General features: G+C 44.2%; 19 protein-coding genes. 18 read left to right on the top strand and 1 reads right to left on the bottom strand.

Annotated elements, in window-relative coordinates:
* Positions 1–6 precede the first annotated feature (6 nt).
* The 8 genes from ACIQ0H_RS07860 (at position 7) to ACIQ0H_RS07895 (ending at position 10,467) form a co-directional block, all read left to right on the top strand.
* On the top strand, positions 7–858 hold the full coding sequence (locus tag ACIQ0H_RS07860) for a 3-hydroxybutyryl-CoA dehydrogenase (RefSeq protein ID WP_403413079.1): 852 nt from the start codon (positions 7–9) through the stop codon (positions 856–858).
* Positions 859–873: 15 nt separating this feature from the next.
* Complete coding sequence (locus ACIQ0H_RS07865; RefSeq protein WP_403413081.1) at positions 874–2,010, top strand: acyl-CoA dehydrogenase; 1,137 nt, start codon at positions 874–876, stop codon at positions 2,008–2,010.
* A 266-nt stretch (positions 2,011–2,276) separates the two neighbouring features.
* A complete protein-coding gene (locus ACIQ0H_RS07870) occupies positions 2,277–3,416 on the top strand; it encodes an acyl-CoA dehydrogenase (protein WP_403413083.1) in 1,140 nt (379 codons plus the stop codon).
* Positions 3,417–3,429: 13 nt separating this feature from the next.
* Positions 3,430–4,053 carry a TetR/AcrR family transcriptional regulator gene (locus ACIQ0H_RS07875; RefSeq protein WP_403413085.1) on the top strand — a complete coding sequence of 208 codons (624 nt, stop codon included), beginning with the start codon at positions 3,430–3,432 and terminating at the stop codon, positions 4,051–4,053.
* 30 nt (positions 4,054–4,083) lie between these two features.
* Positions 4,084–7,341 carry a fused isobutyryl-CoA mutase/GTPase IcmF gene (gene icmF, locus ACIQ0H_RS07880; RefSeq protein WP_403413087.1) on the top strand — a complete coding sequence of 1,086 codons (3,258 nt, stop codon included), beginning with the start codon at positions 4,084–4,086 and terminating at the stop codon, positions 7,339–7,341.
* A gap of 466 nt (positions 7,342–7,807) precedes the next feature.
* Positions 7,808–7,972, top strand: a complete 165-nt coding sequence (locus tag ACIQ0H_RS07885) for a hypothetical protein (RefSeq protein ID WP_403413089.1) — start codon at positions 7,808–7,810, stop codon at positions 7,970–7,972.
* A gap of 81 nt (positions 7,973–8,053) precedes the next feature.
* On the top strand, positions 8,054–8,605 hold the full coding sequence (gene rpoE / locus ACIQ0H_RS07890) for a DNA-directed RNA polymerase subunit delta (RefSeq protein ID WP_403413091.1): 552 nt from the start codon (positions 8,054–8,056) through the stop codon (positions 8,603–8,605).
* Positions 8,606–8,874: 269 nt separating this feature from the next.
* Positions 8,875–10,467, top strand: a complete 1,593-nt coding sequence (locus ACIQ0H_RS07895) for a CTP synthase (protein WP_403413092.1) — start codon at positions 8,875–8,877, stop codon at positions 10,465–10,467.
* A 167-nt stretch (positions 10,468–10,634) separates the two neighbouring features.
* Here ACIQ0H_RS07895 and ACIQ0H_RS07900 read toward each other — a convergent pair whose 3' ends face one another.
* Positions 10,635–11,153 carry a DUF2529 family protein gene (locus ACIQ0H_RS07900; protein WP_403413094.1) on the bottom strand — a complete coding sequence of 173 codons (519 nt, stop codon included), beginning with the start codon at positions 11,151–11,153 and terminating at the stop codon, positions 10,635–10,637.
* Between the two features lie 242 nt (positions 11,154–11,395).
* Between ACIQ0H_RS07900 and ACIQ0H_RS07905 the strand changes: the two genes are divergently transcribed.
* From ACIQ0H_RS07905 to prmC, 10 genes are all read left to right on the top strand, one after another.
* On the top strand, positions 11,396–11,755 hold the full coding sequence (locus ACIQ0H_RS07905) for a response regulator (RefSeq protein ID WP_403413096.1): 360 nt from the start codon (positions 11,396–11,398) through the stop codon (positions 11,753–11,755).
* 100 nt (positions 11,756–11,855) lie between these two features.
* Positions 11,856–12,713 (top strand): class II fructose-bisphosphate aldolase, encoded by an 858-nt coding sequence (locus ACIQ0H_RS07910; protein WP_403413098.1) that lies wholly within the window; start codon positions 11,856–11,858, stop codon positions 12,711–12,713.
* Between the two features lie 135 nt (positions 12,714–12,848).
* Positions 12,849–13,496, top strand: coding sequence for a fructose-6-phosphate aldolase (gene fsa, locus ACIQ0H_RS07915; protein WP_403413100.1), 648 nt, complete (start codon positions 12,849–12,851; stop codon positions 13,494–13,496).
* A 19-nt stretch (positions 13,497–13,515) separates the two neighbouring features.
* Entirely contained in the window at positions 13,516–14,793 is a 1,278-nt protein-coding gene (locus tag ACIQ0H_RS07920; protein ID WP_403413102.1) for a UDP-N-acetylglucosamine 1-carboxyvinyltransferase, read from the top strand.
* An 88-nt stretch (positions 14,794–14,881) separates the two neighbouring features.
* On the top strand, positions 14,882–15,847 hold the full coding sequence (gene glpX / locus ACIQ0H_RS07925; RefSeq protein ID WP_403413104.1) for a class II fructose-bisphosphatase: 966 nt from the start codon (positions 14,882–14,884) through the stop codon (positions 15,845–15,847).
* A gap of 145 nt (positions 15,848–15,992) precedes the next feature.
* A complete protein-coding gene (rho, locus tag ACIQ0H_RS07930) occupies positions 15,993–17,276 on the top strand; it encodes a transcription termination factor Rho (protein ID WP_403413106.1) in 1,284 nt (427 codons plus the stop codon).
* 172 nt (positions 17,277–17,448) lie between these two features.
* A complete protein-coding gene (gene rpmE, locus ACIQ0H_RS07935; protein ID WP_403413108.1) occupies positions 17,449–17,670 on the top strand; it encodes a 50S ribosomal protein L31 in 222 nt (73 codons plus the stop codon).
* A 190-nt stretch (positions 17,671–17,860) separates the two neighbouring features.
* Positions 17,861–18,466, top strand: a complete 606-nt coding sequence (locus ACIQ0H_RS07940; protein ID WP_403413110.1) for a thymidine kinase — start codon at positions 17,861–17,863, stop codon at positions 18,464–18,466.
* A 134-nt stretch (positions 18,467–18,600) separates the two neighbouring features.
* A complete protein-coding gene (gene prfA / locus ACIQ0H_RS07945; RefSeq protein ID WP_403413112.1) occupies positions 18,601–19,677 on the top strand; it encodes a peptide chain release factor 1 in 1,077 nt (358 codons plus the stop codon).
* The gene (gene prmC, locus ACIQ0H_RS07950) at positions 19,670–20,524 is read left to right on the top strand and encodes a peptide chain release factor N(5)-glutamine methyltransferase (RefSeq protein WP_403413114.1); all 855 of its coding nucleotides are present in this window, start codon (positions 19,670–19,672) and stop codon (positions 20,522–20,524) included. The genes prfA and prmC overlap by 8 nt, the downstream gene beginning before the upstream one ends.
* Positions 20,525–20,550: the final 26 nt, after the last annotated feature.

Raw genomic sequence — 20,550 nt, forward strand, 5'->3', positions numbered from 1 at the left:
GACATAATGGACATTCAAAAAGTAATGGTTATCGGAGCGGGACAAATGGGTGGAGGCATCGCTCAAGTATGCGCACAGGCTGGATTCGATGTGAAACTGAATGATATTAAAGAAGAATCCTTTGTCAAAGGACTCGCGGTTATTGCGAAAAACCTTTCCCGTAACGTTGAAAAAGGTCGCATGACGGAAGATGAAAAATCAACTGTTCTCGGTCGTATAACGAAATCACTTGATTTGCAAGATGCATCAGACGTTGACATTGTCATTGAAGCCGCAGTTGAAAATATGGACATAAAACGGTCGATTTTCGCACAACTCGATGGAATCGCACCGGCGCATGCCATTCTTGCATCTAATACATCCTCACTTCCTATCACGGAAATCGCAGCGGCAACAAGCCGTCCAGAGAAAGTAATTGGTATGCACTTCATGAATCCAGTGCCTGTTATGAAACTGGTTGAAATCATCAGGGGCCTTGCAACGGCTGATGACGTCTATAAAGCAGTTGAGGATATGACTGTGAAATTGTCCAAAACACCAGTCGAAGTAAACGACTTTCCAGGTTTCGTTGCGAATCGCATACTGATGCCAATGATTAACGAAGCCATCTATACGCTTTATGAAGGTGTAGCATCAATTGAAGCGATTGATGATGTGATGAAACTGGGCATGAATCACCCAATGGGGCCACTACAGCTTGCTGACTTTATCGGACTAGATACATGTTTGTATATCATGGAAACGTTACATGAAGGATTCGGCGATTCTAAATATCGTCCATGTCCATTGCTTAGAAAATATGTTAAAGCAGGTTGGTTAGGTAAGAAATCTGGTCGTGGCTTTTATGTTTACGACTAAAGGAGATTGTATGATATGAACTTAACATTCACCGAAGAACAGCAGATGATGCGTGAGATGGTACGTAACTTTGCAAAGGCAGAAATCGAGCCCTTTATCCCACAAATGGAAGCGGGGAAATTTCCGCGTGAAGTGTTGAAGAAAATGGGTCAACTTGGTTTGATGGGTATTACGGTTCCAGAAAAGTACGGTGGTTCAGGAATGGACTTTGTATCGTATATTAGCGCAATTCATGAACTGTCGAAGGTAAGTGCAGTTGTTGGCGTTATTCTTTCAGTTCATACTTCAGTTGGAACGAATCCGATTATGTATTTCGGTAACGATGAGCAAAAAGATCGCTATTTGCCGAAGTTAGCAAGTGGTGAATACCTGGGTGCATTCTGTCTGACAGAAGCATCCTCTGGATCAGATGCAGGTTCGCTAAAAACGCGTGCTGTGAAAAAAGAGGAACACTATGTACTTAACGGTTCTAAGATGTTCATCACAAATGGCGGGGAAGCCGATGTCTATATCGTTTTCGCATCTACAGACCCTTCGAAAGGGACTTACGGAATTTCGGCATTTATTGTCGATAAGGATACGCCAGGTTTAATCATCGGGAAAGATGAGCGGAAGATGGGGCTTCACGGTTCTCGGACAGTCGAGCTATCTTTTGATAACATGCAAGTGCCTGCTGAAAATCTTCTGGGCGTAGAGAACGAAGGCTTTAAAATTGCAATGGCCAACCTAGATGTAGGTCGCATCGGTATTGCTGCACAAGCACTTGGGATTGCAGAAGCGTCTCTCGAAGCGTCGACGGATTACGCAAAGGAACGTGTCCAGTTCGGTAAGCCGATTGCAGCCCAACAGGGTGTAGGGTTCAAATTGGCGGATATGGCAACTGCGGTCGAAGCGGCGAGATTGCTAGTTTACCGTGCTGCACAACTGCGTGCGGAAGGGTTGCCTTGTGGAAAAGAAGCATCAATGGCAAAACTATTTGCATCGAAAGCCGCGGTCGAAGGTTCGATTGAAGCGGTTCAAGTATTTGGGGGTTACGGTTATACAGAAGATTATCCAGTTGAGCGTTACTTCCGCGATGCCAAAGTAACTGAAATTTACGAAGGTACGAGCGAGATTCAACGCATTGTGATTAGTAAGCATTTGATGAAATAACGTAGATGTATCTACTATATATGTTGAATGAAAGAATCCTATCTACAACGCTTGGCGCTTCGGGATGCCTCCCGCGATAAGCCTGCTAGAAAACCACTAGTGGGGAGGGATTGAACTGCATCCCTCCTAAGTCTTATTGCTTCGGCTACCCCAGTAAGGCGCCTTCGCTGGAGATCAAGCGAGAATCATAAGTTCAACATAATTAGATTAAATAAATGTAGACTTATACTATAATGGGCGAGGGCGCTATCCAAGGGGGAAATGACATGAATTTTAAACTATCTGAAGAACATGAAATGATTCGTAAAATGGTACGTGATTTTGCAGAAAACGAAGTAGCACCAACTGCAGCAGAACGCGATGAAGAAGAGCGTTTTGATATGGATATTTTCAAAAAAATGGCCGAACTTGGCCTAACGGGGATTCCTTGGCCGGAAGAGTATGGTGGAATTGGTAGTGACTATCTTGCCTATTGTATCGCGGTAGAGGAGCTGTCGCGCGTGTGTGCGTCAACAGGTGTTACACTTTCTGCACACACATCATTGGCAGGTTGGCCGGTGTTTAAATTTGGAACAGAAGAACAAAAACAGAAGTATCTTCGTCCAATGGCGGAAGGTACGAAGATTGGTGCATACGGCTTAACGGAACCTGGTTCAGGCTCTGATGCAGGCGGGATGCGTACGACAGCAAAAGTAGACGGGGACGATTACGTTTTAAATGGCTCGAAAATCTTTATTACAAATGGGGGAATTGCAGATACGTATATCGTTTTTGCAGTAACGGACCCAGAATCGAAACATAAAGGCACAAGCGCATTCATCGTTGAAAAAGATTTCCCAGGTTTCTCTGTCGGGAAAAAAGAGAAGAAACTGGGCATTCGTTCATCACCGACAACTGAAATTATGTTCGACAACTGCCGCGTACCAAAAGAAAACCTTCTTGGGGAAGAAGGAGATGGCTTTATCATCGCGATGAAAACACTAGACGGCGGACGTAACGGCATCGCTGCACAAGCGGTCGGTATCGCACAAGGCGCACTTGACGCATCTGTCGACTACGCGAAAGAACGTGTGCAGTTCGGTAAACCAATCGCTGCCAATCAAGGAATTGGCTTCAAGCTAGCGGATATGGCGACAGCGACGGAAGCATCCAGATTACTGACATACCAAGCAGCTTGGCTTGAATCAAACAATTTACCATATGGCAAAGAGTCTGCGATGGCAAAACTAATGGCCGGAGATACGGCGATGAAAGTGACAACGGATGCTGTTCAAGTATTCGGTGGCTACGGCTATACGAAAGACTATCCGGTTGAACGTTTCATGCGTGATGCAAAAATTACGCAGATTTACGAAGGGACGCAGGAAATTCAACGTCTCGTTATCTCCCGTATGCTTACAAAATAATCGGGGGTGCAGGATGGAAAAAACACACAATGTAAAGTCGTCTGTTAAAGACGCGGTGCTGATCGAAAAACGACGTGAGCAGATGATTCAAGGAGCAGTAAAACTGTTCAAGGAAAAAGGGTTTCATCGCGCAACAACCCGTGAGATTGCCAAAGAAGCTGGCTTTAGCATTGGCACACTCTACGAATATATTCGGACAAAGGAAGACGTACTCTACCTTGTCTGTGACAGTATTTACAATGAAGTGCTCAGCCGCCTATCATCTCTTCCTAAACAGGAAGGGACGATAGACGGATTACGGATTGCGATCAGCCAATACTTCCATTTGATTGATGATATGTCTGATGAATTTCTTGTGATGTATCAGGAATCAAAATCATTACCAAAAGACGCATTACAATACGTCCTGAAAAAAGAAATGGAAATGGTTGCCCTGTTCGAAAGTCTGTTGCAGGCCTGTGCGAAAACAGAAGAGTTACGCATAGCGCCAGCAGACATCGGCATAGCAGCCCATCACATTGTTGTACAAGGACAGATGTGGGCTTTCCGCAGATGGGCATTGCATAAAAATTACACGATCGAAGAGTATATCCGTGTGCAAACGGATCAGTTATTCAGAGGGATAGTAGGGGAATAAGTAAGGTGCAAACAAAGGGGTGTTCCAAATATGGCGACAGTTGAAATTTACAAACCGAACCATCATATCCGGTTCGTCACGGCATCAAGTCTTTTTGATGGTCATGACGCATCCATCAATATTATGCGTCGTATCTTGCAGTCTAGTGGTGCAGAAGTCATCCATTTAGGACATAATCGTTCCGTTGAGGAAGTAGTCAATGCAGCGATCCAAGAAGACGTGCAGGGGATTGCCATTTCTTCTTACCAAGGCGGTCACGTCGAATATTTTAAGTATATGTATGATTTACTACAGGAAAAAGGGGCTCCCCACATCCGGATTTACGGTGGCGGTGGCGGTGTGATTATTCCGAAGGAAATCAAACAACTACATGATCACGGCATAGCCTGGATTTTCTCACCTGAAGATGGCCGTAAAATGGGGCTTCAAGGTATGATCAATCGCATGCTAGAAGAATGTGACTTTCTAACAGCGGTTGACGATGAACTGGGTAATCTGGAAAAAGCGACGCCGGAATCGCCAGAAGTGCTCGCCAATCTCATCACGTATGCGGAAGAAATGTACGATCAAGATGATGCCGTGGCAAAGGCGTTCATTGCGAAAGCGCGTACGCTTTCTAAACATACACCGGTTCTTGGAATTACAGGTACGGGTGGTGCTGGGAAGAGCTCGCTAACGGATGAATTAATCAGAAGATTTTTGCGGGAACTTCCGGATAAAAAAGTAGCGATTTTGTCTATCGATCCGACAAAGCAAAAAACCGGTGGCGCATTACTTGGCGACCGCATTCGAATGAATGCCATTTTCAACCATCGTGTCTTCATGCGTAGCCTCGCAACTCGTGGTTCCAGGTCTGAACTTTCCGGTGCGATTAAAGATGTACTTGATATCGTGAAAACAGTCGGTTTTGATTTAATCATCGTTGAAACAAGTGGTATAGGGCAGGGGGACGCAGAAATTACGGAAGTGTCCGATGCTTCGATGTACGTCATGACCAGTGAATTTGGTGCGCCAACACAACTTGAGAAAATTGATATGATCGACTTCGCTGACTTGATTGTCATCAATAAATTCGAACGAAAAGGTTCTGAAGACGCGCTTCGTCAAGTGCAAAAGCAATATCAGCGCAGTCATCTCCTATGGGATAAAGAGCTAAGCGACATGCCGGTCTATGGCACAATCGCCAGCCAATTCAACGACAAAGGAACGAATGCATTATTCGCTGCACTCGTTACCGTATTGAATGAAAAATGTGGATTGGACTGGGAAACGTCTTATGGACAATTCATCAAAACACAAAAACAAAACGTGATTATTCCAAATGACCGCCATCATTACTTACGCGAAATTGCGAGTACCGTGCGCGATTATCATAAAAAGTCTGAACAGCAGGTCAATCTTGCGCGTCGTCTATTCCAACTGGAAGGTGCCATTGAAGCCGTCAATGAAAAAGCGCCGGATGATGTGTTAACTGCATCTCTTCAATCGCTCGTGGATGGTGTCCGTGAAGAAATGACGGCAGAATCGAAACGCATCCTAGCGAATTGGGAACAGTTGAAAGAAGCCTATGCAGGTGATGAATTCATCACAAAAGTCCGAGATAAAGAATTGCGGACCGCATTAACGTCAACTAGTCTTTCAGGCTTGAAAATCCCGAAAGTGTCACTACCAAGATTCAAAGATTATGGGGAAATCTTGCGCTGGGTCTATAAAGAAAATGTACCGGGCTCGTATCCGTATACGGCTGGCGTTTTCCCGTTCAAACGTGAAGGGGAAGATCCGAAGCGTCAATTTGCGGGTGAAGGAACACCAGAACGGACGAACCGCCGCTTCCACTATCTGTCGAAAGATGATGACGCTAAACGGTTATCGACGGCATTCGACTCCGTAACCTTATATGGGGAGGATCCGAATGAGCGCCCAGACATTTATGGAAAAGTAGGCGAGTCGGGCGTCAGCATTTGTACGCTTGAAGATATGAAAAAGCTGTATGATGGCTTCGATTTGTGTGCGCCATCAACGTCAGTATCGATGACCATTAATGGTCCGGCTCCAATTATTCTTGCGATGTTCATGAACACCGCAATAGATCAACAAGTTCGCATCCAAGAGGAGAAGTTAGGACGTACACTGACAATGGAAGAGTTTGTGGAAGTGCGTACGGCGACACTTCAGGTTGTACGTGGTACGGTTCAGGCGGATATTTTGAAAGAAGACCAGGGGCAAAACACCTGCATTTTCTCGACAGAATTTGCACTCCGTATGATGGGGGATATTCAACAGTACTTCATCGACCAAAAAGTCCGCAATTACTATTCCGTATCGATATCGGGTTACCATATCGCCGAAGCGGGCGCGAATCCGATATCACAGCTTGCTTTTACACTGGCAAACGGCTTCACCTATATTGAGTATTATTTGAGCCGTGGCATGAATATCGATGATTTCGCACCGAACTTATCGTTCTTCTTCTCGAACGGTCTGGATCCAGAATATACGGTTATCGGAAGGGTCGCTCGCCGTATTTGGGCAGTGACCATGCGTGATAAATATGGTGCCAACGAACGGAGCCAAAAGTTAAAGTATCATGTGCAAACGTCGGGGCGTAGCTTGCACGCACAGGAAATTGATTTTAACGATATTCGCACAACATTGCAGGCGCTGATGGCGTTACAGGATAACTGTAACTCACTCCATACAAACGCCTACGACGAAGCTATCACGACGCCAACGGAGGAATCTGTCCGTCGGGCAATGGCTATCCAAATGATTATTACAAAAGAGCTTGGTCTTGCGAAAAACGAAAACCCGCTTCAAGGGACATTTATCATCGAAGAACTAACAGATCTTGTCGAAGAATCGGTTCTCCAGGAATTCGACCGTTTAAATGACCGTGGCGGCGTGCTTGGATCGATGGAAACGCAGTACCAACGTGGTAAAATTCAAGAAGAATCCATGCATTACGAAATGTTGAAACATACGGGAGAACTGCCGATTATTGGCGTCAATACGTATTTGAATCCAAATCCACCGTCTGCGGAAGACATTGATAACATGGAACTTGCACGTGCAACGCAACAAGAGAAAGAAACGCAAATTACTAATTTGCGTGCATTCCAGTCCACACATGCCGGTCAAACAGAAGAAGCGCTAAAGAAATTAACAGCAGCAGCGGTTTCCGGCGGTAACATCTTTGCTGAATTAATGGAAACAGTGAAAGTCGCAAGCCTTGGTCAAATAACAAACGCCCTCTACGAAGTCGGCGGACAGTATAGAAGAAATATGTAATACCAAAAGCGTAGGGCGCCTGCCTATACAAGAAACTCAGCCGCGAGGATAGCCAACTCCTCGCGGCTTTTGTGATTTTCTAGATTGTGGAATATCACGTCTATTGATTGCAACTAGTGCATAATTTGATCAAACACTAGCCACACCGCTCCTCGGTAAATCTGTCACAATTAAATTGTCGCAAGCTGACCGGAAATGGTCCAGTGAAAATAGAGGTTTCCAAGCCCTTCTCGCCAGTATTTTATGCGAAAAAAATGGTTAATCGATAAACGTGGTGGAACATATAAACAGCTACATAAATTGTGCGTAGGTACTTAAAAAAATATTTTGTGTTGCTATGCCCTCGTGAGCACTTCATTGCGATATAATGAATGTAAAATACTTTCAAAAAATAAATCGAAAAACGTGACATAGTTCGGCATCATTTTTTATACTATTAAGGTAATGGGGAAAAAGGAGGGGTTGTATGAAACGATCGAAGCACATCATCATGATTACAATTTTTATCCTCCTTGTTTATTTTCTTTATGATGATGGCTTAGGTGCCATTCCTTTCCTATTGGCAGCTATTTATTTGTGCTGGATTACCATAAAAGAGATCCAAAGCTTAAGAAAGAGTAAAAGAATGTAGCATATTACAGGCTTCATTGTATATAATGGTATGTATGTTTATGTTCAGAGAAAGGACGTGCGTCTATTGAATATCCGTGAAATGACAAAAGAACAACTATCGGAAGAATCGATGATTAATATCGCTTATGCGATTTTGACTGAAACACATGAAGCACTTACCCTACAGCAGCTAATGGATGAAATCCGTAAGCTTACAGGGATGACTGAAAAGAAGATGAAGGAAAAATTGCAGCAATTCTATACGGACATGAACATCGATGGCAGATTCCTTGCTATCAATGACAACCGTTGGGGCCTTCGTGAATGGTACCCAGTCGATCAGATTGAAGAAGAAACGGCACCAGTCGTTAAAGTCCGCAAGAAGAAAAAGAAAAAAGCGGCACTGGATGACGATGATGAAGACGACGATGTAGAAGATGATGACGAGGACGAGCTGTTCGATGAAGAGTTCGATGAACTTATCGATGAAGAGGATGACGACGAAGAGGAAGAGGAAGAAGAAATCGTCGAAATCGAAGTCGATCTACTTGAATCCGATGATGACCTTGAAATTATTCCGGACGACGAGGATTTAGAGCTTGACGAAGAGGACGAAGATGAAGAAGAAGACGAGGAAGAACTCGAAGAATAAGTACTTGACTTCATGTCCCCAAAACTATAAGATTTTACTGGGCTCCTTAAAAAGGACACAAGAAACAGTGCATATGCGCTCCTCCTGTAGAGATACTCTACAGACGGGGCGCTTTTTAATTTTTTACCAATTATGCCAGAGGCTAACCTGATTCATCTAAGGTCTAAAACAGACCGAGTTAAATGATTACTTAGCGTGCATCCTACTATCTATAAGAAGTAGGAAATTTCGGATTGAGCAAATTAAATACATGAATGGAGGAGTTTGACATGACAAAATATATTTTCGTAACCGGTGGAGTTGTATCATCACTTGGTAAAGGAATCAACGCAGCATCACTTGGACGACTATTGAAAAGCCGAGGACTACAGGTGACAATGCAAAAATTCGATCCATACATTAACCTTGATCCAAGAATGATGAGTCCTTTACAACATGGTGAAGTATTCGTCACAGAAGACGGGGCAGAAACGGATCTTGACCTTGGTCATTATGAACGTTTTATCGATATTAAATTGAACAAGTATTCGAATGTTACGATGGGAAAAGTGTATTCATCCGTACTGAAAAAAGAACGTCGTGGCGAATATAATGGCGCGACAGTCCAGGTTATCCCCCACATTACAAATGAAATTAAAAGCTTGATCAAACGCGCTGGAAAAGAGACAAATGCAGACGTCGTCATTACAGAAATTGGTGGTAGTGTCGGCGATATCGAATCCCTTCCATACCTTGAAGCACTTCGTCAGATGAAAACAGAACTTGGGAAAAATGATGTGATGTATATCCATAACACATTGATTCCTTACTTACATGCAGCAGGTGAAATGAAGACGAAACCTACACAGCATAGTGTGAAGGAACTTCGTAGCCTTGGTATTCAGCCAAATATGATCGTCTTACGTAGTGAATATCCAGTACCGCAAGAGATGAAAGATAAGATTGCATTGTTCAGTAATATTAAACCGGAAGAAGTGATCGAAGCGCTTGATGCAGAGACACTATACGAAGTGCCGTTAAGATTGCATGAACAAAATATGGATAAAATCGTCGTAGATTTCCTAGAAATTGATACAATAGAACCGGATATGACGGAGATAAAAGCACTGGTAAACCAAGTGAAATCGCTGTCGAAAAAAGTGCGTATCGGACTTGTCGGGAAGTATGTCGAAATGCAAGATGCTTATATCTCTGCGGTTGAAGCACTCCGTCACGCAGGTTACGGTTTCGACACAGACATCGAAATAAAGTGGATATCTTCGGAAGAAGTGACTGCACAGAATGCAGCTGAATTATTATCGGATGTTGATGGAATCCTCGTGCCAGCTGGTTTTGGAAGCCGTGGTATCGATGGTAAAATTGAAGCAATCACATATGCACGTACAAACGGCGTGCCGTTTTTCGGAATCGGCTTAGGCATGCAGTTAGCTGCAGTCGAATTTGCACGTAATGTTATGAGTCTCGAAAATGCCCATTCAGCTGAATTTGATAAAGAGACAATCAATCAAATTATAGAGAGTCCGCCTGAAAGCAATGGCAATCCGGAAGATTATTTCCGTTTAGGCGTCTATCCATGTAAATTAAGTGAGGGTACGAAAGCACGTGCTGCTTACGGCGAAGAGTTAGTTTACGAACGCCACCGTAACCGTTATGAATTTAATAATGAATATCGTGAGCAATTCGAAGCGGCAGGTATGACGCTTTCTGGTATAAGCCCGAATGACCAACTTGTTGAAATCATCGAATTGGAAGATCACCCATTCTTCCTATGCGTATCATTCCATCCGGAATTTGCATCTCGCCCAACTCGCCCACAACCACTAATCCGTGACTTCGTTAAAGCGGCACTTGCTGGGAAGTAAAAAAGTCTAATCAATTAAAAATGAAAAAGCTGTAGCCAAAAGGAGAATTCCATTCGGCTACAGCTTTTTTTGTTCACTCGAAAATTATAAAATCTCGAACTATGGATAAGTTACAACGTATAGATTTTGCGTCTAGGTTGAACTGGCGCTTGCGCTTTTATTCCGCGTCAATCCTCGTCTGAAACCATCTCATCATATGCAAGTTTCACCGCTTCGTAGACAAATAAAGCAGCCATTGCATGAGGCTGAACAATACGTTCTCCGGTATCACTAGGTAACAATCCCCGTGTTAGACCCGTCGATATATATGTGTAGGCCAAATCCGATAGTTCATTGTCGTCTCCTGGCTTATCGGCACTAAGCGCAGCAAATGGAATGAAACGTTCGGCAAGAAGTCGTGCCAAATCGAGTGTACGTTCATCAGCGGCGGAACGAGTCAATAACCAAACGCGATCTGCTGATACAATGTCCATGCCTTCCGCATAGCGAACGGCTCCCTTAAATGGGTCCAGACTGGTTAATGCGGTTGCGGTCACTGCCTCCATCTCACCAAAACCTGCGATAATGACACGTCCTTCGCCAATCGTTGCCTGTGCCAAGAGCCTGGATGTCTCTTCAATAGCTTCTTCGCTACTCGTAGCAATTCGCTGAAGAAGGCCACCGATTTGTGTCGTCAAAATTTTCACTGTGATCACCTCTCTTTTATTATAAGAATGGTTTCAGCAGAAAGTAAAATGAAGTGAACTTCATTCAAAGTAAGTCTTCACGCCCAACTGATTCATGTAAGGTCTCCGGCGGAAGTCACAGATTTTAGGGGGAGTGAGTTGTATAGGCACAATTGATTTCAAATAAAAGAAGGTGAAACTTTTGTTTTGTCAAATAAGTACTAGAGTGCAAACGGGATTTATGGGGGAAGAAGGGGTAGCTATTGAAAAGTTTATTAATCGTTGACGATCAAACGGGTATTCGTCTTCTTTTGGATGAGGTGTTCAGTCGAGAGGGGTTTGTAACAAGGCTGGCTGCTAATGGAATGGAAGCGCTGCAAGCTGTGAAAGACGAAGTGCCCGGCTGTATACTACTGGATATGAAGATGCCGGGAATCGATGGCGTAGAGGTATTGAAAAGAATAAAAAGTAGTTGGCCGGATGTCCCAGTCATTATGATGACTGCATACGGTGAAATTGAATTGACAGATGATGCGCTAAAAATCGGTGCATTAAAATATTTTACAAAGCCTTTTGATATTTATGAAGTGCGTGATGCGGTCAATGCAGTTTTTGAGAGTTGAAAAAGAGGACAGTGGTAAACACTGTCCTTTTTTGTTATGATGATAGAGGTATAAAATTAATATGCAATATTCAGATCGATTTTTCGGAGGAGGAATTTATATGGCATTAGAATCAATGAAAGACATGATGATTAAAGGGAAAAAAGAAGGATACGCAATCGGTCAGTTCAATGTGAACAACTTGGAATACACACAAGCTATTTTACAGGCCGCGCAAGAAGAACAATCACCGGTTATTCTTGGTGTATCTGAAGGAGCAGCACGTTATATAGGTGGCTTTACGACTGTCGTTAATATGACGAAAGGCCTTATACATGACCTTAAAATCACTGTCCCTGTTGCCATTCACCTTGACCATGGTTCAAGCTTCGAAAAATGTAAAGAAGCAATCGATGCAGGTTTCACGTCTGTTATGATTGACGCGTCATCTAAATCACTTGCTGAAAATATTGAAATTACAAAAAGTGTTGTTGATTATGCACATGAGCGCGGAGTCTCTGTTGAGGCGGAACTAGGTGTCGTCGGTGGACAAGAAGACGATGTAGTTGCAGAAGGCGTAATTTATGCAGATCCAGCAGAATGTAAAGAACTTGTTGAAAAAACAGGGATTGATTGCCTAGCACCTGCACTTGGATCCGTTCACGGACCGTATAAAGGTGAGCCGAACCTTGGTTTTAAAGAGATGGAAGAAATCTCAAGCCAATCGGATCTACCACTTGTTCTACACGGTGGAACAGGAATTCCGGTGAAAGATATCGAACGTTCTATTTCTTTAGGAACAGCAAAAATCAACGTGAATACAGAAAACCAAATTGAAGGCACAAAAGCTGTACGTGAAGCACTTACAGCGGATGCCGTAATATATGATCCACGTAAATACCTAACACCAATGCGCGATGCGATTAAGCGAACAGTAATCGGAAAAATGCGTGAATTTGGCAGTTCACAAAAAGCATAAGTAACTGAAGTAAGGGCCCGAACCCTTGCCGAATCATAGGGGAAGGGAAAGAGGAGAAGCATTCGATTAAGATGCATTCTCCTCCTTTTCCATTAAAAAGTGTCTATGCACGTTAAATAAGAGGAGGATGTACACATGAAATTTTTCATTGATACTGCAAATTTTGAAGAGATTAAAGAAGCACATAGCTGGGGGATTCTATCAGGTGTGACGACTAACCCATCACTTGTCGCGAAAGAAGATGTACCATTCCATGACAGACTGCGTGAAATTTGTGCGCTTGTACCTGGTTCAGTCAGTGCGGAAGTAATTGCACTTGATGCAGAAGGAATGATCAAAGAAGGACGCGAACTTGCGGCTATCTCTCCAAATATTACAGTGAAATTGCCGATGACTCCTGAAGGGTTGAAAGCTTGTTCAGTGTTCTCGCAAGAAGGCATCAAAACGAATGTAACCCTTATTTTTAGTGCGAACCAAGCACTTCTAGCTGCACGTGCGGGCGCTACATATGTTTCACCGTTTCTAGGCAGACTAGATGATATCGGACAAGATGGTATGTCTTTAATCTCTACGATTGCTGACATTTTCACAATCCATGGCATGAAAACAGAAATTATTGCTGCTTCGATTCGCGGACCTCAGCATATTACAGATGCTGCACTAAGCGGTGCACATATTGCAACAACACCATTTAATGTGTTGAAACAGTTATTTAAACACCCGCTGACAGACAAAGGGATTGAAGCGTTTCTTGCGGACTGGGAAGCTAGAAAGAACAAGTGACGTACTGAAGGAGAGTAATATGGACGTTTATAAAATAACAGGTGGCAAGCCATTGCAAGGGACAATCAAGGTCAGTGGGGCAAAGAATAGTGCGGTTGCACTGATACCTGCTTCCATTTTGGCTGATACCCCTGTGACAATTGAAGGGCTTCCAGAAATTTCGGATGTTGTAACGCTTCAAGCACTACTTGAAGATATCGGTGGAAAAGTCGAATTTGCTGACGGGACGATGAAAATTGATCCGACGGAAATGGTGTCGATGCCACTTCCGAACGGCAATGTGAAAAAACTTCGGGCGTCTTATTATATGATGGGCGCAATGCTTGGGAGATTTAAAAATGCAGTCATCGGTTTGCCAGGTGGCTGTCATCTAGGCCCAAGACCGATTGATCAGCATATAAAAGGTTTTGAGGCGTTAGGTGCAAAAGTGACGAACGAACACGGTGCCATCTATTTGCGTGCAGAAGAACTCCGTGGTGCGAAAATCTATTTGGATGTCGTTAGTGTGGGTGCAACGATTAACATCATGCTCGCGGCAGTACTTGCAAAAGGACGTACGACCATTGAAAATGCAGCAAAAGAGCCTGAAATTATTGACGTTGCAACATTACTTTCTAATATGGGCGCTAAGATTAAAGGTGCAGGAACAAATGTCATTCGGATTGAAGGTGTAGAAAAACTACACGGGACAAATCATACGATTATCCCAGACCGAATTGAAGCGGGCACATTTATGATTATGGCAGCTGTTGCGGGGAACGGGATTACAATCGATAACGTCATCCCTCTACATGTCGAAGCATTGACAGCGAAGCTCCGTGAAATGGGCGTTAACGTCGTCGAAGGTGCGGAACAGATCTTTATTCCGAAATCGGGAAATTTCCAAGCGGTTGATGTGAAGACGCTTGTCTATCCGGGTTTTCCGACAGATTTGCAACAACCATTTTCAGTACTACTGACACAGGCAATCGGTTCTTCAATCATTACAGATACCGTATACTCTGCCAGGTTCAAACAAATCGACGAACTGCGCAGGATGAATGCCGATGGGCGTGTTGAAGGGCGAGCAGCTATCCTTACTGGACCAACTCCACTACAAGCCGCTACGGTACGTGCATCGGATCTCCGTGCGGGTGCTGCGCTCGTCATCGCGGGACTCATTGCCGATGGCGTGACGGAAGTGCAGGAAATCCAACATATCGAGCGTGGCTACAGCGCGCTTATACAAAAACTCCAGGGGCTCGGCGCAGATATCCGCAGAGTGACGATTCCGGAAGAAGTCGTCGTTAGCGAATGAACAGCTGAGTGCTTAAAATGATTATGCTATACTTATTCGGAGCGTTAAAACTTACGGAAATCACCGTAAAACAGGGGGAACACAACAAATGGAACGCAGTTTATCGATGGAATTAGTTCGTGTTACAGAGGCAGCAGCCGTATCAGCTTCACGTTGGATGGGACGCGGTTTGAAAAATGAGGCAGACGATGCCGCAACAACAGCGATGCGTCACGTATTCGATACAATTCCGATGCAAGGTGTGGTCGTGATTGGTGAAGGAGAAATGGACGAAGCGCCAATGCTTTATATTGGTGAAGAACTAGGGACTGGCAATGGTCCGGAAGTGGATGTCGCAGTCGATCCACTTGAAGGAACAAATATTGTTGCAGCTGGCGGCTGGAACGCGCTTGCAGTTATTGCCATCGCCGATAAAGGTAATTTGCTCCATGCACCAGACATGTACATGAATAAAATAGCTGTCGGTCCAGAAGCGGTTGGTAAAATCAGTCTGGATGCGTCTGTAACAGAGAACCTTCACGCTGTCGCTAAAGCGAAAAACAAAGACATCGGGGATATTGTAGCTACCGTTATGGATAGAGAACGTCACGCTAAAATCATTGAAGAAATTCGTGCGGCAGGCGCGCGTATTAAGCTTATTACTGATGGCGATGTCGCGGCTGCTATCAATACGGCATTCGATGAAACAGGCGTGGATATCATGTTCGGTATTGGTGGCGCACCAGAAGGTGTTATCGCTGCAGTTGGTCTAAAATGTCTTGGTGGCGAACTTCAAGGTCGACTTATGCCTACCAATGATGAACAACGGGAACGTTGTAAAAAGATGGGCATCGATATCGAAAAAGTGTTGTATATGGATGACCTTGTCAAAGGAGACGACGCAATCTTCGCCGCAACTGGCGTAACAGACGGGGAACTTCTTAGTGGTGTGCAGTTTAAAGGCGGTTATAGTAAGACGCACTCACTTGTCATGCGTTCAAAATCAGGTACGATTCGATTTGTCGAAGGCCGACACAGCATGGAGAAAAAACCTCTGCTCGTCATGCAAGACTGACTTGAACCAACTTCCTGTTGATTCAAAGTTACGCTAAGGCGTAATTGATTAGACCTCATCGCCCGGCTGTGCGCCGGGCATCTTCCCTAATAAAAAATAATTACCTCAAAAACAATACCCATTAACGTAAAGAGTGGTGCCCAAAATGACAGTACTTACAATCTCAGCGCTAGAGAATATGACGCTAAAAGAGTTATATGCTCTCGCTAAACAATACAAAATTGCCTATTATGCAAAGCTAACGAAAAGAGAACTCATTTTTTCAATCTTAAAATCTAGGGCTGAGCAAGAGGGCTTCTTCTTCATGGAAGGAGTACTCGAGATCATTCAATCGGAAGGTTACGGGTTCCTACGTCCAATCAACTACTCCCCGAGTTCGGAAGACATTTATATATCCGCTTCACAAATTCGGCGGTTTGACCTTCGAAATGGTGATAAAGTGTCAGGGAAAGTTCGACCGCCTAAAGAATCAGAACGCTATTATGGTCTGCTACAAGTAGAAGCTGTCAACGGCGAAGATCCGGAAGTAGCACGTGAGCGCGTACATTTCCCTGCACTTACACCGCTCTATCCAGACCGTCATATCAAACTGGAAGCGGATCCTATGAAGCTATCGACGCGTATTATGGACCTTGTTTCGCCAGTAGGTTTTGGTCAGCGTGGATTGATTGCCGCCCCTCCAAAAGCGGGTAAAACATTGCTGTTGAAAGAAATTGCAAATTCTATAACGACGAATCACCCGGATGCGGAACTGATTGTCCTTCTTATTGATGAAAGACCAGAAGAAGTAACGGATATCGAGCGCTCTGTCAATGCCGATGTTGTCAGTTCAACCTTCGATGAATTACCAGAAAATCATGTCAAAGTAGCGGAGCTTGTATTGGAGCGTGCGATGCGACTTGTCGAACATAAGCGTGATGTAATTATCTTAATGGACTCCATAACTCGACTTGCGCGTGCTTATAACTTGGTGATTCCGACAAGTGGACGTACGCTGTCTGGCGGAATTGACCCAGCTGCATTCCATCGCCCGAAACGATTTTTTGGGGCGGCGCGTAACCTTGAAGAAGGTGGTAGTTTGACAATTCTTGCGACAGCATTAATCGATACAGGTTCCCGTATGGATGAAGTCATCTATGAAGAGTTCAAAGGGACAGGCAACATGGAGCTTCATCTAGACCGACATCTTGCGGAACGTCGGATATTCCCTGCACTCGACATTCGTCGCTCAGGCACTCGGAAAGAGGAGTTACTCGTTCCAGCTGATAAACTTGAGAAGTTATGGGCGATTCGCAAAACATTTTCAGACGCGCATGATTTTTCAGAACGTTTCTTAAAGAAACTACGTCAGACGAAAACAAACGACGAGTTTTTCGAAAAGTTGAATGAAGAAATGAAAGCCCAACGGAATGGTAAGGGATTACTGTAATTGTAGTTGCGTAAAAAATAGTTGCGATAAAAATTTTTTCTTGTTATAATAATTCAGGTATGTTAGATACTATCTGTTGCATATACGGTTGACACAAACGGACCGTGTAAGGCATCAGTCATATAATATAACTCTGTTCCAGATGGTTCAGGGCGAAAAGGGAGAGAACGTAATGAAATCAGGAATTCATCCAGCTTATGAAGTTTCAAATGTAACTTGTTCATGTGGTAATACATTCAATACAGGTTCTGTAAAAGGGGATATCCGAGTGGAAGTTTGTTCGGAATGCCACCCATTCTACACTGGACGTCAGAAATTTGCTGCAGCGGACGGCCGTGTCGATCGCTTCAACAAAAAATATGGCCTCAAAGAAGAAGGTCGCGAAGAAGCTTAAGGCTTCCACGATACCCGTCAGGTGCAATTGCGCCGGGCGGGTATTTCTTTGTGGAAAAACGGTCTATGTAACATAGGTAGCTGTGAAAAAACAGACGTTAATTTCGAACCGTTTTCGGGTATGATAGACATCAAAACACTTATAAAGAAACGACTATATAACGAAGTGCTGAAAGGAGACTAGACTATCCATGTATGTAACAATGCAAGGTGGATGGATTGAAGTAATTTGTGGCAGCATGTTTTCTGGGAAATCGGAGGAATTGATTCGCCGTGTGAGACGTTCCCAGTTTGCCAAGCAAAAAATAGCAGTATTCAAGCCGGAAATCGATAATCGATATAGTGAAGAGGCTGTCGTGAGTCATAATGGAACAACGGTTATTGCGATACCTGTTGCAAGTTCATCGCAAATTGAAGAATTCATCTCAGAAGAGTATGATGTCATCGCTGTCGACGAAGCCCAATTTTTTGACGCGGGTATCGTGGACGTGGTAATGGAATTGGCGGATCGTGGGTTCCGCGTCATTGTGGCTGGCCTTGACCAAGACTTCCGCGGTGAACCATTTGGACCTATGCCACGCCTGATGGCAATCGCTGAGCACGTAACGAAATTACAAGCTGTTTGTACAGTATGCGGCTCTCCTTCGAGTAGAACACAACGACTCATTAATGGTACACCGGCAGGCTACGATGACCCTGTCATTCTTGTTGGCGCTGCAGAAGCATATGAACCAAGATGCCGCAAGCACCACCAAGTACCAAAAGGCATTTCCGCGATGGTTGAAGTAAAAGGATAATGTTGTGATGCCCGTCCGTGGAATATGGACGGGTTTTATATTGCAAGCGCATATAGTAGAGAAATAACTGTATTTACCCCACCGTTTCCCGTACAATTAACGTACAAAACAGTCCTGAAAATGAGGTGCAGACAATGTTTGAAAGACTTCAAGCAGTAGAAGACCGTTACGATCATCTAAATGAATTACTAAGTGATCCTGCAGTCGTAAGTGATATCGCGAAACTTCGTGATTATTCAAAAGAACAGTCCGGCTTACAAGAAACAGTCGAAATATACCGTGACTATAAAAACGCGAAGGCTGAGCTTAAAAATGCGAAAGACATGCTCAACGAACCGCTCGATGATGACATGAAAGAACTTGTGAAAATGGAAGTATCTGAGCTCGAGGAAAAAATTGAAACGTTCGAGGCACGGCTGAAAATATTATTAGTACCAAAGGATCCAAACGATAATAAAAACGTCATCATGGAAATTCGTGGGGCAGCCGGTGGCGATGAAGCTGCCTTATTTGCGGGGAGTCTATTCCGTATGTACAGCCGCTATGCGGAAATGAACCACTGGAAAACTGAAGTAATTGATTCATCCCCAACGGAACTCGGTGGTTTTAAAGAAATTATTTTCATGATAAACGGCAACGGTGCATATTCAAAACTCAAATTTGAAAATGGCGCACACCGGGTTCAGCGAGTCCCGGAAACTGAGTCAGGCGGAAGAACGCATACATCAACTGCGACAGTCGCAGTCTTACCGGAAGCTGAAGATATCGATATTGAAATTCTCCGAGAAGATTTGAAAATCGATACGTACCGTTCAAGTGGTGCAGGTGGTCAGCATGTTAACACGACAGACTCTGCTGTTCGTATTACGCACTTACCGACGGGAATCACCGTATCCATGCAAGATGAAAAATCACAAATTAAAAACCGTGAAAAAGCGATGAAAGTATTACAAGCTCGTGTCTATGATGCAGCACAACAAGAAGCCCAAGCAGAATATGCTGCGAGCCGAAAGTCGGCAGTTGGAACAGGTGACCGTTCTGAGCGGATACGTACGTATAATTTTCCGCAAAACCGGGTGACGGATCATCGTATTGGTTTGACAATCCAGAAATTGGACCAGATCATCGAAGGCAAGCTTGATGATGTCATCGATGCACTGATAATGGAAGAACAGGCTTATCGCCTAGAAAGCTTGGATCGCCATGACTGAAAAAATCTATGAAGCTCTGGGGAGGGCTTCTTCTTTATTAGAGCAACGTGGGCTGGAACCACATACAGCGCAAATGCTCATGGAGTTCGTGACCGAAAGATCGAGAGCTTCCTTATTTGCCGACTTGCGTGAGCCGTTAAGCCAAGAACAGCACCGAGCATTTTGGGAGAAAGCGACTGAGTTGCTCGAGGGAAGACCCATTCAATACGTCATCGGTGAAGAAAACTTTTATGGCTATACGTTTAAAGTGGACGAAAATGTTCTCATTCCACGCCCGGAAACAGAAGAACTCGTTTACGGGGCACTTGAACGCGGTCGAAAACTGTTTAAGGGAACATCGGTCAAGGTTGCAGATATTGGCACGGGAAGTGGGGCCATTGCGGTTTCATTCAAAAAAGAGTGGTCGACCTGCGATGTCACCGCGACGGATATCAGTGAAGGAGCGCTCGCTATCGCCAAGCATAACGCGACGATGAACGCGGCCGATATTCGTTTTCTTCAAGGTGATTTGACGGCGCCGATTGCACATGAAAAATGGGATATCGTCTTATCGAATCCGCCTTACATTGCGAATGAAGAAGCGGCTCAGATGTCAGGTACCGTTCTGGATCACGAACCACACAGTGCTTTATTTGCAGAGGAAGATGGGCTTTACTTCTATCGTAAGCTTGCGGAAAGTTTGCCCCCCCTGATGAACAAGTCGTTCCTCATCGCAGTTGAAATCGGCTATTTACAAGGGCCGGCTGTGCACAAGTTATTCCAAGAGGCATTTCCAAACGCGCTTGTTGAAACCGTACAGGATATCAACGGTAAAGACAGAATAATATTTTGCGAGACTAGTGAATAAACAACCTCCTATCCGGTAATAATGCG

This window comes from Sporosarcina sp. NPDC096371, from assembly GCF_044762865.1.
Lineage (GTDB): Bacteria > Bacillota > Bacilli > Bacillales_A > Planococcaceae > Sporosarcina.